Below are 16,171 nucleotides of genomic sequence, written 5' to 3' on the forward strand. Positions count from 1 at the left end.
ATTGTACGAATTACCGAAAAAGTATCCTCATTCATCCAATCTATTGTACAGATTGATGGACTGCAGACGTGTTAGAGCAGCGGATACAAGGCAGCGTCAGACGGTGGGTGCAACTGCAACGGATAACGTTCCCGATAATCGGTTGGCGTACAGCCGTTGTATTTTTTGAACAGCTTGCTAAAGTATTTCACATCTTCATAGCCAATTTGACCGGCGATGTCTGCAACTTTGGCCGAGGAGATCGTGAGCAGTTCGGCCGCATATTCCATCTTGCGTTTCAGTACCAGATCGCTGTAGGTCAGACCCGTTTCCTTTTTGAAAATTTCGCTCAAATGACTGGCATGCAAATGAACATGACGGGCCGCTGCGGCCAGACTGGTATCTCCTCCCAGATTCTCTTCAATATAGACGAGTGCTTTTTGCACATGCATACGTGGACCTTCACCACAGCTGGTATGATATATTCTGGAAATCCGGTATAGCTGCTGGAATAGTTCTTCTTTGATAAAGGTACCTGCTTGCCACGTAATAGTCATAGCAGCTCCAGACGGAACTGCAGCCATACCTGTATGAATACTGCTCATTGCCCGCTCCAGCCAGCGGCTTGCGCCGATCATCACTGACTGTAGCGCATTCTGAACCGACTCGGGTGTCGCTTCGTTGTGTTCCATCAGCTGTTCGACCCAGTGATCAATCCAGCTGCGCAGCGCGATCGTATCTTCCCTTAGCAAAATAGAAGACAGCTGCATTTCTTCCTCATAACTGCATAGACGCTGTCCACCCCGACGTCCGGCAATCTGTCCATAATTCCAGACTGCAATGTCTGGCAGTAATGGGGCATAATCGCTCGCTTCTATCGCTTCACGACAGGAAGTATGCAGTTTCTCTGCGGTATCGACCGCTTCTCCCAATGCAGCAGTTAGTCGGCACTTGAGCAAATGCTCTATACGTGTCACTATATGCTGCCATTCCTGCAACGGGCTTTTCTGCACCCGATTCGTCTCTTCATCTGTAACCCTGCTTAACACCACTATATACTGCTGATGAATACATGCCGGCAGGCCCACTATATCCTGCAGCATATTATGAACAGCAAACAGGAGCAGTGCATGATAGTTTTTATCCTGTCCCCATCCTTCAGCCTGCACCACTACAATCTGCCAACGAGCAGGTTCTACTGTACACAGGGCAGCATCTGCAAGATTACCATTTCCATTATGAAGCTGCAGCATCTGCCGGAACCATCCAGGTTCGGTGTCCAGACTTTCTTGTGCTGGTTCATCTATGATCCAGCGGCGAAACAGCTGTTCAGTCGTCTGCCTATGATAATCCCGCTCCTGCTGACGCATCGAGATTTGCTGTTCAATGCTGTGTTTGACACCCAGTACCGTTTTGATAATTTCTTCCGGTGGGCTTGTTTTGAGCAGATAGTCCGCGATATTCTGACGGATCGCCTGCTGGGCATAATGAAAATTGTCATACCCCGATAAAATAATGACTTTCAAATCCGACAGCAATTGCTGAGCTTCCTCTGCCAGTTCCAATCCGGTCTTACCGGTCATGCGAATATCGGTCAGCAAAATATGGGGCTGCTCATCTATCATACGTTCCAGTGCTTCTTCTGCCGATGCAGCAGGTTCCAGCAGTTCCAGGCCAAGCTCTGACCACTGGATCACCGAAGCGAGTCCAGTACGGATAATTACCTCATCATCCACAATCAAGATTCTCACGGTACCCCTCCTCCAATGGAATGGCAAATGATATTTGTGTGCCTGCTTGTGGTCTGCTCTCTATGTGCAGACAGGATTTGGCTCCATAATGCAGTAGCAGACGTTCATTTACATTGCGCAGCCCGTATCCTGTATCCGAATATGAATGTTCCATGGGTTGACGTTCTTGTGCGGCTGAATCAATAGACTGACTGATCATGGTTCGCAGCTGCTTCAGTCTTTCCGGCTCTATACCTATACCGTCATCCAGTACCATAAAGCGAATCCAGCCACTTTCCTGTTCCAAATGAATCGTGATCGTTCCCGGCGTATCTTTTTTCTGAATACCATGAATCAGCGCATTTTCTACAAGAGGCTGCAGCAACAGCTTGAGCATAGTATGTCCATAGAGACTCTGATCTACAGCCCAGCTCATTCGCACTTTATCCGGAAACCGGATCTCCTGTACCTGCATATAGTTACGGATATGGTTCAGCTCCTGCTCTACAGAGCAGTAATCTTTGCCCTGATTCAGACTGAGCCTCAGAAAATCGCTAAGTCCCTGCACCATGGCTCCAATCTTTTTCTCGCCTGACATCAGGGCAATCCAGTGAATCGAGGATAATGTGTTATACATAAAATGGGGATGAATCTGCGCCTCAAGCGCGCGCAGATCGGCTTCTTTTTTGCGGGCTTCATTACGGATTAACTGCTGCTTGAGCTGGGCGATATGATTGCCGAATCGGTGATAACTTCGACTCAACCTGCCTATCTCGTCATGGGATTCAATCGCAAAAGCCGGCAGCGGATATGCAGGATCACTGTGGTATAGCAGTCGGGTCAGATGACGCAGCGGCTGCACTACACGGCTAACTACGAGCCAGATCAGTGCCGCACTAACCAGCATGGATAACAGAACAACAATCAGGGTAAGCTGCAGAATAAACCGGTTCTGGGCTGTATACTGATCCGAAGGAATCATCATGACCAGCGTCCAGTTAGCAGCGCGATTATGCTGGTACATTACCGTCTGCTTGGCTTCTCCTTTTCCATAAGACAGGGAGCCATCTTCTGCGGTACCGGATGCGGACGGTACAATCTCTGCTAACAATCCGGGATAGCTGCTCTCCAGGGGTACGGCAAGTTGAGATTTATCAGCAGTAGATAATATGTGTCCCTGCTCATTAATCAGCCATACTTGTCCCTGACCGTCTCCAATTCTTGGCAGCACGGACCAAGACTGGGCCAGTACCTTTTCATTAAGACTGATCGACAGCCAGCCCAGCGGACGATAATCATGAGTACTGCGCAGCGGACGGATAAAAGTAATTACCGGCTGGCGTCCGGAAGCATTCTCTACTTCATAGACTCCTGTCCACTGCTTATGCTTAACTTCGCTAATCTCCACCTGACTGGACAATTCTGAATGATACAGCGCCGATGTCGATAAAGAAGTATCAAATCGCGGAGCATAAATGGTAATATCAGCGATATATTTTTTGGAGGCGGCGAGATTGGTCAACAGTCCGATAATCTCGCTGCGGGCAATACTATCTTCGCGGGAACTGCTCATGTATCGCTGAATCTCCTGCTGGCTGATCATGAACATCGATACATTCTCCACATCCCGGATTACAAAATCCAGATTATTGTTCATCTGTGTCAGTGTATCCATACCCGACAAACGTGCTTTGTCCTCAGTGATATGGGTCGAGATCGTAAATGCAAATACGCCGAGCAGCAGCAGCGGCACAATCATGGACAGTATGATGATGACAGACAGCTTGCGCTGCAATGATGACTGCATCCATCGTCTCATTGTGATTCCTCCCTGCCTGATGATGCCCGGCTTGTTGATTTATTAAGATGGTCACTTAATCAATGTCGTTTAGCGTTTTGGCTTGTAGCCGGTTGCTGTTGTTCGTAGAATTTGATTATTGAACAAGAATGTACGTTATTGAAGATTGAAGGTTGTTCTTTTGGGAGAGCAGATTTTTGCAGTATACATTTTTATACTTTTATAATTGCACTTTTATAATTTTGTATCGTTAATGTTCCTTTTTTCATTTGCTATTGCTCAGACAGTTACTACTTCGATAATCAGCAGGATCTACACTCAATAACTTTATGCTTGCTACTGGCGCACGTTATCCTTTTACCGCTCCCGCTGTCATTCCCTTCATAACCTGTTCCTGAAATACCAGATACAGAATAATAGTGGGCAATACAGACAGGACCATTGCTGCAAGAGTCAGTCCATAATCTGTCTGATATCCATCCGAGAAATTAGCAATACTCAGCGGGAGCGTTTTCAGACTTGTTTTACTAATAAATACAAGCGCAAATGAAAAGTCATTCCACGCATGCAAAAAGCTGAGTATAGTCACTGTCGACAAAGCCGGCAAGGACATGGGCAGAATAATGCGGAAAAATAATCCCCACAGACCTGTACCATCGATAAAGGAAGCTTCCTCAATCTCTTTTGGAAAAGACATCAAATAAGCAGACAGTACGAAAATCGCGGTTGGCAGAGCAAATGCTGTATACGGCAAAATAAGCGCCCAATACGTATTTAGCAGCGAGATTTGTTTCATCAGAATGAACAGCGGTACCAGTGTACTGTGAATCGGAATCAGCATCCCAACCACAAAGAAAGCAAACACCGCTCCTTTAAGCCGAAATTGAAATCGAGCCAGAATAAACGAAGCTAGCGCTCCGATAAACAGCGTCAGGATCAGCGAGCCGATCGATACAATCAATGAATTGGCAAATGCCGTATCAAGCTTGGCTGTCTCCCAGGCTCTGCTAAAATTAGCGATATTCCATTGGGCTGGCAGCCCAAACGGATGGCTATAAAAATCTTCATTGGTTTTGAATGCGCTCACAATCAGCCAAAAAAACGGATACAAGGTAAAAATACCATAAACCATCAGGATCGTCCAAAAAATAATGGATTTACTTCTGCCCATCAGACCAGATATCCCTGATACCTGACGATGAGAACCGGCTGTTGCCGTCTGATTCATCATATCTCCTCCTTTTGCCTATTGATATGTCCCGTTATTGTTCAATATTTATTAAATGCATATGCTCTCAGCTGCGGCTTTTGCGGCTCGTTAGCCACTGGCTCGTTCCAATCAGTACCAGACTGATCAACACAATCATTGTCGAGATCGCACTGCCATAGCCATAACGATATGAAGTGAAAGTCGAGTTATACATATAGGTAGCCAGCAGTTCTGTCGCATGTGCCGGACCTCCACGGGTCATAATATAGACCAGATCGAATGATTTGAGACTACCGGAGATACACAGTACAATCGCTACCTGTACGGTCGTCCAGATGATCGGTAGCGAAATATAAGCCAACCTTCGCCAGCCAATAGCGCCGTCAAGCTCGGCAGCATCGTGAATCTCGCCGGGTATATTTTGCAGTGCCGAACTGAAAATGATCAGGTACAAACCAACAAAGCTCCAGATCAGCGGCGGAACCAGCGAATAGATCGCTATGCCTGAATCGGACAACCAGTTCAGCTTCCAACCGGATAGCCCTACCGCATCCAGTAGAAAATTCAGAATCCCGATCTGAGGATGGTAAATGTACTGCCAGACCATTCCGATAACGACTGTAGACATTACCATCGGCAGAAAAATAGCCGAGCGCAAAAATCGCTGCATCCATGTATTTTTGTGCAAAATGACTGCCAGTGCGAGCGCGATAGGTACCTGACCAAATACCGCAGCCAGCACGAAAATAATATTGTTTTTCAGAGAACGCCAAAATGTAGAATCGTGAATGATCTCTGTGTAGTTAGCCAGACCGATATACTGCTTATCCCCGAACCCGGACCAGTTAAAAAATCCATAATATGCCGACCAGACGACCGGTACAAATACAAACAGACCGTAGATCAGCAGAGCCGGTGCCAGACCAAACATAACAAACTTGCGGCTGCTCATAGCATTCATATCATCACTCCTTGCCCTCAATTTTGCCTGCTGCCTCATTTCTTATTATGATTTGCTGCTGTCCATGCTTGCCTGAATGGCATAAGGATATACAGCAGATAATCCGGCACCTTATCCTGCTGGATCATCTGCTGTACAGTTATTCTTAACGACAGCCTGCTTCATCATTTCATTTTGCCGTCATGCTGGCTTCTACAGCCAGCATCGTATTCTGTAGGAGCCCCAGCTATTTGCCGAGTGCTCCAGCTTGTGCACTTTGGATTTTGGCTGCAATATCCTGCGGATTACCACCCATCATCAGCTCCTGCAGACCATTATTGGTAACTTCCACGGCTGCCGAACTGAGCTTGGAATCATAGACCGGGCTGATCTTTGTTTTCTGGATCAGATCATACAGTTCCACGAATAACGGATGGGCTTTGCTCTTATCCAGCTCCAGTTTATAGCTGACAAGTGTACTGCTATCCAGCGTAGCCTGCTGACCTTCCGGACCAGAAAGTGCATACAGCAGCTGCAGTGCTGCTTCTTTTTGCTTGCCTTCCAGCTTTTTGTTTAGTCCCATTCCTGTTCCGACGACACCGGCAGTAGATTGGGCTTCTCCTTTGCCACCGGGTACAGGCGGCAGGATAGTTACATGGGTCTGATCCAACACTTCAGCAGGTGCGTTATTTACCAGATTCGCCAGTGCCCATCCGCCGTTAATAACCATGGCACTTTTCCCCTGGAAATAAAGCTGCATCATCTGGGTCTCATCAATACTGTCAAATCCACTCTGGAAGGCATTGGCTTTACCCAGATCCTGCATCACGGTCAGCGCCTGTACAAATTGCGGATCGGTAAAAGAAGCTCCATTCTGCTCGGCAGCCTTGAGGAACCAGTCTGTACCGGTAACACGATCACCAATCGTACTGAAAATGGTAGATTGGGCGACCCAGTTTGCTTTGTTACCCAGCGCGATCGGAATCACTTTATTCTGATTAAAAGTATCGATTGCTTTCATCAGTTCTTCCCATGTTTCCGGTACTTTTACCTTGTATTGATCAAATATTGCCTGGTTATAAAAAAGCAATGAGGATGGTGCAAGGTTCATTGGTACCGAGTAAATCTGCTCGTTCACCGTATATCCATCGAGAGCATTTGGAATGAAATTGTTTTTCCATTCCGGCTTGCTGTCCAGGAATTCATTAATCGGCTGAATCAGATCTCCTTTGACAAATTCCTTGGTCATCGCATCGGGCCACATAACGAACAGATCGGGCATTTCATCTGCTGCAGCGGCTGTACGAAGGCGGGTCTTCAGCCCATCGGTAGGCAGCGGCTCATCTTCCAGTTCGATCTCCGAATGAGCTGTGCGGAAGTCATCCAGAAGCTTGCGCATAGCAATCGATTTGGCATCCTGTCCCGTCCAGTTATGCCATACGGTCAGTTTGACCGGGTCATCTGCTGTACCTGCACCCTGCGCGTTCTCTTCGCCTCCACAGCCGGACAGCAGAATCAGTAATATAATGGACAGTGTCAAAGCAGTAATCTTTTTCATTATGTCCCTCCTCTGATTATTGAATATCCAAAGTGTAATGGAAACGCTATCATTTTATAAGGTGAATCTGTTCGGTACCAGGGTAGACAATCATCGGATGTAGTCACCAGTCACCAGTCACCAGTCACCAGTCACCAGTCACAGCTGATTATCTCTGGCAAGCACAAAAAAAGCCAGCTGCCTATACACAAATTGTGCATATACAGCTGGCCTCTCTTTGTATTATTTCTCAATAACGCTCAATCATTTCTGAAACGCATGTAATAAAGCAAAACTATTATCGTCGTCCACGTTTGCGAATCTTGCCTGAACCAAAGCTCGATTTGGGTGCGCTGTTACCCGATGGAGAGAAGAATCCTCCACCTGAACGATTGGATGAATTGCCACGATTGATTGTCCCGCTGGAAGAAGGCGAACCGCGGCTTGGTGTATTGCTGTCATACTGTGATCGTTTGGAAGTCGATGAATTGCCACGCTTGAAAATGGAGCCCGACTTGTTCACCGTCATCGGCGGAGCCTGCTGGATATCCTGCATGGTCGGCTTCTTGTACTGGGTCTGAGGCGGATAGGTTTTCTGGCTGGCATAGCCGCGATAATGACCGCCGCCATAATAACCTCCATATCCACCACCAAAACCACTGAGCGCACCGAACAGCTGATTGATCAGCGTTGCTGTCAAATAACCCTGCAGAAAGCTCGAATCATAGTTACGACGCACATATTCATGCGAATCCACTTCAATAATCGTATCTTCCGGTTTGTTCGGGTCCTGCTGTACCTGAATCAGTTCATTCTCATAGACGAGGAACATGCGCTTCGGGTCTTCAACGGACATGTTTTGCGGAGTACGCTGGTCAGACAGCTGCTCTGCTACTACAGGTACGGTCTGTCCGGCTGCCCGATATACATAGGAAGTCGAGTCACCTTCCCGACTGACCGATTCGAGCGGATAATTGAGCTTGGAATTGTTCGAGCCTATACCACAGCCGGAGAGCAGCGACGTCACCAGACTGAGCATCAGCACGATTTTGATCAACCATGATGCGCGTGATTTCATTGGACTTCGCTCCTAACTGGCACGGATGACACGAACATCTCCGTTGAGTACAAATTCACCTTCATATAGTGTAAATCGTCCGCCCTGCCATTCAATGCGCAGCAGTTTACGATTATCCGATTGATACTGCCATACATGCTGTTCTCCGTTTTGTACTCCCGGCAGCACCGGCGTACGACCGCTTGCCAGCACACTTCCATGATACTGCTCATCCATATAATAATCGGTTTCATCCATCTCGATATGTGTAGGTACCTCATTTGGATTTTCCAGACCACCATCGATAGGTTGATAAAGCGTATAACGCAGCTTTTCTTGCAGCTCTACATGCAGATAGGAGATGTTCGTTCCATCCTGAAGAGTCAACATTACCGCATTGCGCGCACGATTACGGGCCGTTCCGACGACCTCATATGTAACCAGCGACACTTCACAGATATCTCCTGTCTGCAAATCCAGTGGTCCCTTTTCCGGTTTTGGAGGCTCCGGCTTGGAGACCAGATTCGTAATACGTTTCCATAATCCCATAACCTGTAACTTCCTTTCTTTGCTTAAACCTTATTTCTTTACATACTTCTGAATTTACAGGGAAGCCGAAATAATAAAGGCACCTACCAGCTGCAGCGCGCCACCAATCAATCCATGACTAACCATTCCCTGACGCGTTCCTTCGTCCAGATCCAGACCTGCTATCTTTTTGAGGAGCAGACGAGCAATCTGCTCCAGAACAAGCAGAATAATAAAGGAAACTACCGATACAAGCACAGCTTCCCACAGACTCCATGACGTATTGATGGATACGGATAAAATGTATCCCTGCGCAAACAGCTTCATCGCCAGTCTGATCGCGACTGCCGTATTGCCTGCCTTGATCTCGGCGATATCCTTGTATTTTGTGAAAAATGAATCCAGGTACATGAGTGCGAACAGCAATACTGCGCCCACACCTGTCCATACCAGAATTTGCAGTACAATATCCCAGCTCATAATTTGCCATCCTCCACTTATTTAGCATAATTGGTTACAGCCCATCTATTCATAATCCATAGATAACCCATTTGCACGAAACAAAAACGAAGGAAGAACGGAATGTGCTGTTCTTGCCTTCGTTTCGTTCCAGGCTGCTGTTATTTTAATCTATCTTATCTTTCTTTAAATAAATGAATACAGGTTGCTTAGGATTTGTTCTCGTACTGCTTCATCAGAGCGGCCAGTTCATCTTCAACTTCCTTGTTGGCACCCAGTGCATCGATCTCATCATCGAGCGACTTGCCTTTGCTGTTCATCTCGTTGCTCGCTTCTGCTCTGGCTTCCATTTGCAGCATTTTCTCTTCCATACGACTGAGGCCGGCTGTTGCAGAGTCAGCACTGAATCCGTTCATTGTTTTGTTGATTTCAGTCTGGGCTTTGGCTGCATTATAACGTGCTACCAGTGTTTCGCGTTTGTTTTTCATATCGCTCAACTGTTTGCGCATCTCTTCCAGCTTGCCACGCAGATTATCGGCAGCTGCTTTGTTCTGGTCGTAGTTGGCTTTGTATTCATCACGCTTGGCTTCTGCATTTTTCTTTTCTTCCAGTGCGCGGCGAGCCAGATCAACGTTCTGATTCTGAGCAGCAATATGCGCCTGCTCTTCACGTTTTTTCACCAGAGCATCCTGTTCTTCATACAACTGCTTAAAGCGTTTTTCAATAGCAATCTGTGAAGCTACCGCTTTCTCGGCATCCTCCAGATCGGCTGCCATATCACGAATATACTGATCTGTCATTTTAATAGGATCTTCCGCTTTCTCGATCAGAGCATACACATTGGACAGAGTAAGATCACGCAGACGTTTGAAAATTGACATAAATTAGTTCCCTCCACTTGAATAATAAAATGATCATCGTAATACGTTACATGCGCTACTATGCATAAGCGTTGTTACTAACAGGTATTACGAAGAAATATACATAAGGTTTCACAGCGGCGGCAAATAATTTTCCTCCGATGTTGATCCGGTTATTGTATCAATAACCCATATGAGCGATTTATACGCAGCTTGCTGTACATCTTCTCTGCCCCAATATGAAAAATATATAAAAACCCCCTGCTCCAAAAATGGCAGGGGGTTTACTATTCGGTCTATAACCTGAATTTATCGCAATATCATGGTTAGGATACTTAAGATATTGTGGGTGATTTTGAAATGTTTTATTGAGATGGATCCCGAAGCAATTTAATGAAGCTACACAAAATAGAATAGCAGCTTACATCGATTTGGTCAGTGTAATAGAACCATCATTCTTGTCCCATTTCACATCCCAACCCAGTAATTCGGTAATCGAACGAAGAGGTACAACGGTACGTCCATCTTTGTTGACCATAGCTGCTGCATCCAGCTGTTTGTTTTGTCCATTTACACTTACTGTGTCTTTGCCCACCCAGAATTTCATTGTATCAGAGCCTGCCATAACAGTGGCTTCACCGGTTTTGGCATTCCAGCTTACTTTGGCACCGATACCTTCACCCAGGTAACGAAGCGGGATATAGGTCGTACCATTCATTACCATCGGCATGGTGTCCATCATGGTTGTTTTGTCATTGATTTTCAGTGATTTGCTGTTCAGCTTCATCCAGATCGTCATCATAGAGCTATCGGAAGCGGCAGGCTCGGTCGCTGCAGGTTGCTCCATCGCTGGCTGCTGTGGTGCTGGTTGTTCCATCGTAGGCTGTTGTGGTGCTGGTTGTGCGGCACCAGTCATAAATTTGTCAGGATTCTGCTTGACGATAGCACCACCCAGTGCTTCACCGATACCAAACATGGTTTTGTAGCCTTCACGATCAGCCTGATAAGCTGCAGTGTAATTTTTCGCAGCATAGTTATCGATGACTTTTTGTACCTGACCTTCATGCGTCATCAGCGCTTGTTCGGCTGCGGCTGCAGGCAGGTTATTGGCTGTCGCTGTACCCAGGAAAGCGGCAAATTCTTTGGTGAAATCGTTAATACGATTTTTTACTGTTTCCAGTGCTGGTTGATCGCCTTTTTTGAGTGCGTCTACATAATCACTCTGGGCTTTGATATGATTGGTTACCCAGATTTTCTCGAATTGATCGGCTCCGGTATTGCCATAAATGGAAGCAATCGCTGCTTTGAAATCAGCGGTATTACCTGCTTCGGCATCAATCAGTGCCTGGGAATCCGCTTTGCCATCGTATTGCTTTTGCATTTGCAGCACAGACAGGGCAAAGTGTTCAGCTGCCAGATGGTTCAGTGCAGAGCGCAGATCGGCTGCTGGTGTATCTACCGTGGTGTTATCGAACATCGACGGATTCTGGGAGACGATCGCACCAGACAATGCTTTGCTGATCGTAAACATTGTATTCAAACCTTCACGATACTCGGTGTAAGCGCCTGTATAGTCACCGGCTACATATTTCTCGAATACATCTTGTACTTCATCTTCATGCAGGCGAATAGCCTGTTCAGCTGCCTGCTCGGGAAGCTTGCCACCGGTCGCTTTGGACAGGAAATCAGCGAACTCATCTACAAATCCCTGTACATTGGCTTCTGCCTGTTTTACAGCTTCCTGGTTGTTCATTTTGGTCGCTTTGACCAGATCATCTGTATATTTGTTGTGAGCGCGGAAAATACGTTCAAACTCGGCAGCTGCTTGTTTACCGTAGATAGATTCAATAGCTGGCTGCATATCGACAGCATTTTGATCCAGTGCATCATAAGCCTCTTTGGCATCTGGTGCACCTTCATAGGCCTTGGTCATTGCTGTTACAGCAAGAGCAAAATGCTCGGATAACAGGTAATCCAAGCCTGCACGTAAATCCGCTGCTTTGGTACTTACTGTCGGGGCCATGGAAGTAGATGATGTGCTGTCTGCTGCAAAAGCACCTGCTGCGGGAACAAGTAGAGATAAGGATAGTACGGGTGCGATAATTTTTTTCATCTTCATAAATAGTCTCCTTTGTAAGTCAAGTTGGTGTTGATCATTCTTACTCCTATCAACGCGGAGAGATGAAGGATGGATCACTTTATAATTAAAATTTTATTCAATTGGGGATTTTAGGAGATATCAAAACTTTCGAAAACCATGATATTCAAAGGATTTTCAGCTCGTTATCTTTCTATTTTCTTTTTAAATATTATTTTATTTTGCAAACGGAGAAATTTAAAAAATGCAGTAAAAAAGCCATTATTTCCTAATGAATAGAAAATAATGGCTTTGACGATTCTAATACAAATGAACAGGATCAGTGACGATATCCACGTAAATATTGTACAGGTACATTTGCTTCTGCATTTAATGCTTTGGCTGCATGAACTGCCCAGTACGGATCACGCAACATCGCTCGTCCGATTGCTACCAGATCAGCCTGATCATTCTCCAGTACTTTCTCGGCATCTTCATACTCATCCAGAATACCTACAGCAATTACCGGCATATCCAGCGCCTGCTTCAGCTGGGCAGCCATCTCGACCTGGTAACCTGGACCTACCGGCATACCACCGGCACCGACAGGACCTTCGCCGCCAGAAGATACATGCATAATATCCACACCGGCATCACGATAACGGCGGCAGACTTCGGTAATATAATCCACATCATATCCGCCATCTACGTATTCACGGGCCGAGACACGCATGATCACAGGCATATCAGCCGGCACTGCCTGACGTACTGCCTGTACGATACGTTCGCCAAACAGTGGCAGATCCTGACCATATTCATCCTCACGCTGATTGACCAGTGGAGAATGGAACTGATGGATCAGGTAGCCGTGTGCGCCATGAATCTCTACTGTATCAAAACCGGCTTCTACAGCACGGCGTGCGCCTTCGGCATAAGCCGTAATCATCTCTTCTACCTCTGCTGTGGTCAGTGCGCGAGGTTCTTTGTATCCTTCACCATCATAACGAACAGCGGATGGACCCACCGGTGGATTTGCATCTTCTGCTTTACGGCCAGCGTGACCAAGCTGAATGCCGATCTTCGTTCCATAGCCGTGTACTTCATCTACCATTTTGCGATAGGCAGGGATAAAATGGTCATCCCAGATGCCTGTATCCTGATCGGTAATCCGTCCATCCGGATGTACAGCTGTCATCTCTACGATGATCAGACCGGTGCCGCCTACAGCGCGGCTAATATAGTGAACATGGTGCCAATCGTTTGGCATACCGTCTTTGGTATCTACTGAATATTGACACATCGGCGGCATGACAACGCGGTTTTTGAGCTCCATATTTTTGAATGTATAAGGGGTGAATAATTTGGCCATTGTTCATTCCTCCAATAAAAAATAAGGTGATGATACTTTGCTTCATAAACACTTCTTTTATATAATTCCGTTTTCTACTGCTCAATATCTGCATTGAACAATAAAATCAACAGTTATCATTATATAGCATATTACGAAATATAACAAAGATTTTGAGAGTTCAAACAATACTTTCATCCTATCTTCATTTATTCAACTTTGCGTTCATCCTGCTACTGCAAATAAAAAAGCATGCTGCACCCGATGAGAACACTCTAACGGATACAGCATGCTGGTCAGGGACAGATACATCATTTTCCGAACATCCCTTTTATGCATAGTTTTATTCATTTATACATCGATACCTATTCATCAATCGTCTATATAGCAACCGATTATCGGTATCTTCCACTTATAGTCTGCTTTATAATACCTTGCTCAGGAAATCCTGGGTACGCGGGTGGGTAGGAGCACCAAATACCTGTTCAGGGGGGCCCTGTTCCACGATCTGTCCGCCATCCATGAAGATGATACGATCCCCTACTTCACGGGCAAATCCCATTTCGTGTGTAACGATCACCATCGTCATTCCTTCGTGTGCCAGCTTCTGCATAACTTCCAGTACTTCACCGACCATCTCAGGATCGAGTGCAGATGTAGGCTCATCGAACAGCATCACATGGGGCTGCATCGCCAGTGCGCGTGCAATCGCGATCCGCTGTTTTTGTCCGCCGGACAGTTGGTTTGGATACGTATCCCGCTTGTCTTCCAGACCTACCGTATGCAGCAGCTCCATAGCGATTTTCTCCGCTTCTGCCGGGTTGGTTTTTTTGACCTTGATCGGAGCAAGCGTCAGGTTCTGCAGGATTGTCTTATGCGGAAACAGATTAAAGTGCTGGAAGACCATACCCATTTTTTTGCGGGCATTATCAATATCATACTTGCGCTGGGTGATCAGCTCGTCCTCGAAATAAATCTCGCCAGCAGTTGGCTGTTCCAGTAGATTCAGACAACGCAGGAACGTACTTTTCCCCGATCCGCTCGGTCCGATCACGACGACAACCTCACCTTGGGCAATCTCCACATCTATACCGGTCAATACTTCATTTTTACCAAATGACTTTTTGAGTCCTTTAACGTTTATCACTTACACTCCATCTCCTTTCCAGCATTCCAAGCAGCTTGGAAAGCACGAACGTCATGATAAAGTAAATCGCTGCAGCAATCAGCAGCGGGTTCAGCGCCGAATAGGTAATGCTTCGAACAGCCTGTGCCTGGAACATCAGATCGGCCACCCCGATAAAGGAGACGATCGACGATTCCTTGATAATAACGACAAATTCATTACCGATCGCCGGTAGTACACTTTTAACCGCCTGCGGAATAATAATGCTGCGCATCGTCATTCCGTGAGACATACCGAGTGAACGGGCGGCTTCCATCTGTCCACGATCGACACCCTGAATACCCGCGCGGAAAATCTCGGCCAAGTAAGCAGAACTGTTGATGGATAAGGTAATAATACCCGATTCCAATACGCTAAATTCAATATGGAACGTCTGGGCAATTCCGTAGTGGATAATCAAGAGCTGTACCAACATTGGTGTACCACGCAGAATCTCGGTATAGGTTACAGCGATCCAGCGCAGAATACCTACATTGGACAAGCGGAACAGCGAAACGACCAGACCAATCAGGAACCCGAACAGTACGCCTGCTGCAGATAGCAGCAGTGTATACTGGATGCCTTTCATATAATACTGACGGTAATCCCAGAAGATAGTGAATATGTTATTGGACTTTTGTTGTTCGCCCGAGTTCAAGGCAGTTGCATCCTGAACAAATTTCTTCACTTGATCGCCCTGCTTCAATTTAGCCAGGGTGCCATTGATATGACCGAGCAGCTCGGCATTGCCCTTTTTCACGGCAATCGCCATCTCGGTATCACTGTCCGGAATCGTTGCGGATGTGATTGCCAGATCGTCATGATTCGCGACCTGACCCTCGGCAACCGGGCCTTCCATGACGGCAGCATCTACGCGGCCGGATTCAAGAGATAATACGATATCGGCAATGCGATCCACAGAAGTCAGTTTGGCATCTTTGATATCTTTGGCGATATCTTCCTGGATAGAACCTTTTTGTACACCGATAGATGCGCCTTGCAGGCTGTCAACCGATGTATATTTATCTTTGTCTTCCACACGGGTCATAATCACCTGGCGGGAGATATAGTACGATTCGGAAAAATCTACATTCTGACGACGTTCTTCCGTCGGTGTCATTCCCGAGATAATCATATCGATCCGGCCGCTGTTTAGCGCCGGCAGCAGACTGTCAAAGGGGATATCCTGGATCTGCAGTGTTGCTCCCATATCTGCAGCGATCCGTTTGGCAATTTCTACATCGGAACCGACAATCTGGTCTGTTCCATCAATCTTTTTGTGGAATTCATACGGCGGGAAGTCTGCGCTCAGACCAACCGTGATGACTTTCTGGTTGTCCTGTGCAGCAGAAGCCAGCGGAATCACTGTAAAGAACAACATGAGCATGCTCAGGCAGCATGCAAACCATGGTTTTAGTGCTTTCAACCTTCTATCTCCTTTACTCTGTTAAAATAATTTGCATTTTGTTGTACATTTTACGAC

The 16,171-nt window shown here is 46.4% G+C and carries 13 protein-coding genes; all 13 read right to left on the minus strand.

Annotated features, from left to right (window positions below; translation table 11 throughout):
* Positions 1 to 71: 71 nt before the first annotated feature.
* The 13 genes from WH46_RS09375 to WH46_RS09435 all read right to left on the minus strand — a co-directional run bounded on the left by WH46_RS09375 (position 72) and on the right by WH46_RS09435 (position 16,114).
* On the minus strand, positions 72 to 1,730 hold the full coding sequence (locus tag WH46_RS09375; RefSeq protein ID WP_046226523.1) for a response regulator transcription factor: 1,659 nt from the start codon (positions 1,728 to 1,730) through the stop codon (positions 72 to 74).
* The gene (locus WH46_RS09380) at positions 1,708 to 3,528 is read right to left on the minus strand and encodes a cache domain-containing sensor histidine kinase (RefSeq protein ID WP_046226524.1); all 1,821 of its coding nucleotides are present in this window, start codon (positions 3,526 to 3,528) and stop codon (positions 1,708 to 1,710) included. The genes WH46_RS09375 and WH46_RS09380 overlap by 23 nt, the downstream gene beginning before the upstream one ends.
* Positions 3,529 to 3,856: 328 nt before the next feature.
* Entirely contained in the window at positions 3,857 to 4,678 is an 822-nt protein-coding gene (locus WH46_RS09385) for a carbohydrate ABC transporter permease (RefSeq protein WP_046227180.1), read from the minus strand.
* A gap of 124 nt (positions 4,679 to 4,802) precedes the next feature.
* Entirely contained in the window at positions 4,803 to 5,678 is an 876-nt protein-coding gene (locus tag WH46_RS09390; protein WP_017812395.1) for a carbohydrate ABC transporter permease, read from the minus strand.
* A gap of 226 nt (positions 5,679 to 5,904) precedes the next feature.
* Positions 5,905 to 7,215, minus strand: a complete 1,311-nt coding sequence (locus WH46_RS09395) for an extracellular solute-binding protein (protein ID WP_046226525.1) — start codon at positions 7,213 to 7,215, stop codon at positions 5,905 to 5,907.
* Between the two features lie 277 nt (positions 7,216 to 7,492).
* Complete coding sequence (locus WH46_RS09400) at positions 7,493 to 8,272, minus strand: DUF4247 domain-containing protein (protein ID WP_046226526.1); 780 nt, start codon at positions 8,270 to 8,272, stop codon at positions 7,493 to 7,495.
* A gap of 12 nt (positions 8,273 to 8,284) precedes the next feature.
* Complete coding sequence (locus WH46_RS09405; protein ID WP_017812398.1) at positions 8,285 to 8,800, minus strand: DUF4178 domain-containing protein; 516 nt, start codon at positions 8,798 to 8,800, stop codon at positions 8,285 to 8,287.
* A gap of 54 nt (positions 8,801 to 8,854) precedes the next feature.
* Positions 8,855 to 9,259, minus strand: a complete 405-nt coding sequence (locus WH46_RS09410) for a DUF350 domain-containing protein (RefSeq protein ID WP_017812399.1) — start codon at positions 9,257 to 9,259, stop codon at positions 8,855 to 8,857.
* Between the two features lie 188 nt (positions 9,260 to 9,447).
* Positions 9,448 to 10,119 carry a PspA/IM30 family protein gene (locus tag WH46_RS09415; protein WP_017812400.1) on the minus strand — a complete coding sequence of 224 codons (672 nt, stop codon included), beginning with the start codon at positions 10,117 to 10,119 and terminating at the stop codon, positions 9,448 to 9,450.
* Positions 10,120 to 10,519: 400 nt separating this feature from the next.
* Complete coding sequence (locus WH46_RS09420) at positions 10,520 to 12,217, minus strand: copper amine oxidase N-terminal domain-containing protein (RefSeq protein ID WP_046226527.1); 1,698 nt, start codon at positions 12,215 to 12,217, stop codon at positions 10,520 to 10,522.
* Positions 12,218 to 12,515: 298 nt separating this feature from the next.
* Positions 12,516 to 13,544 (minus strand): NADH:flavin oxidoreductase/NADH oxidase, encoded by a 1,029-nt coding sequence (locus tag WH46_RS09425; RefSeq protein WP_046226528.1) that lies wholly within the window; start codon positions 13,542 to 13,544, stop codon positions 12,516 to 12,518.
* Between the two features lie 403 nt (positions 13,545 to 13,947).
* Entirely contained in the window at positions 13,948 to 14,670 is a 723-nt protein-coding gene (locus WH46_RS09430; protein ID WP_046226529.1) for an amino acid ABC transporter ATP-binding protein, read from the minus strand.
* Positions 14,657 to 16,114 (minus strand): ABC transporter substrate-binding protein/permease, encoded by a 1,458-nt coding sequence (locus WH46_RS09435; RefSeq protein WP_407944406.1) that lies wholly within the window; start codon positions 16,112 to 16,114, stop codon positions 14,657 to 14,659. The genes WH46_RS09430 and WH46_RS09435 overlap by 14 nt, the downstream gene beginning before the upstream one ends.
* Between the last annotated feature and the right edge of the window lie 57 nt (positions 16,115 to 16,171).

The organism is Paenibacillus dauci (assembly GCF_000971985.1).
GTDB lineage: Bacteria > Bacillota > Bacilli > Paenibacillales > Paenibacillaceae > Saccharibacillus > Saccharibacillus dauci.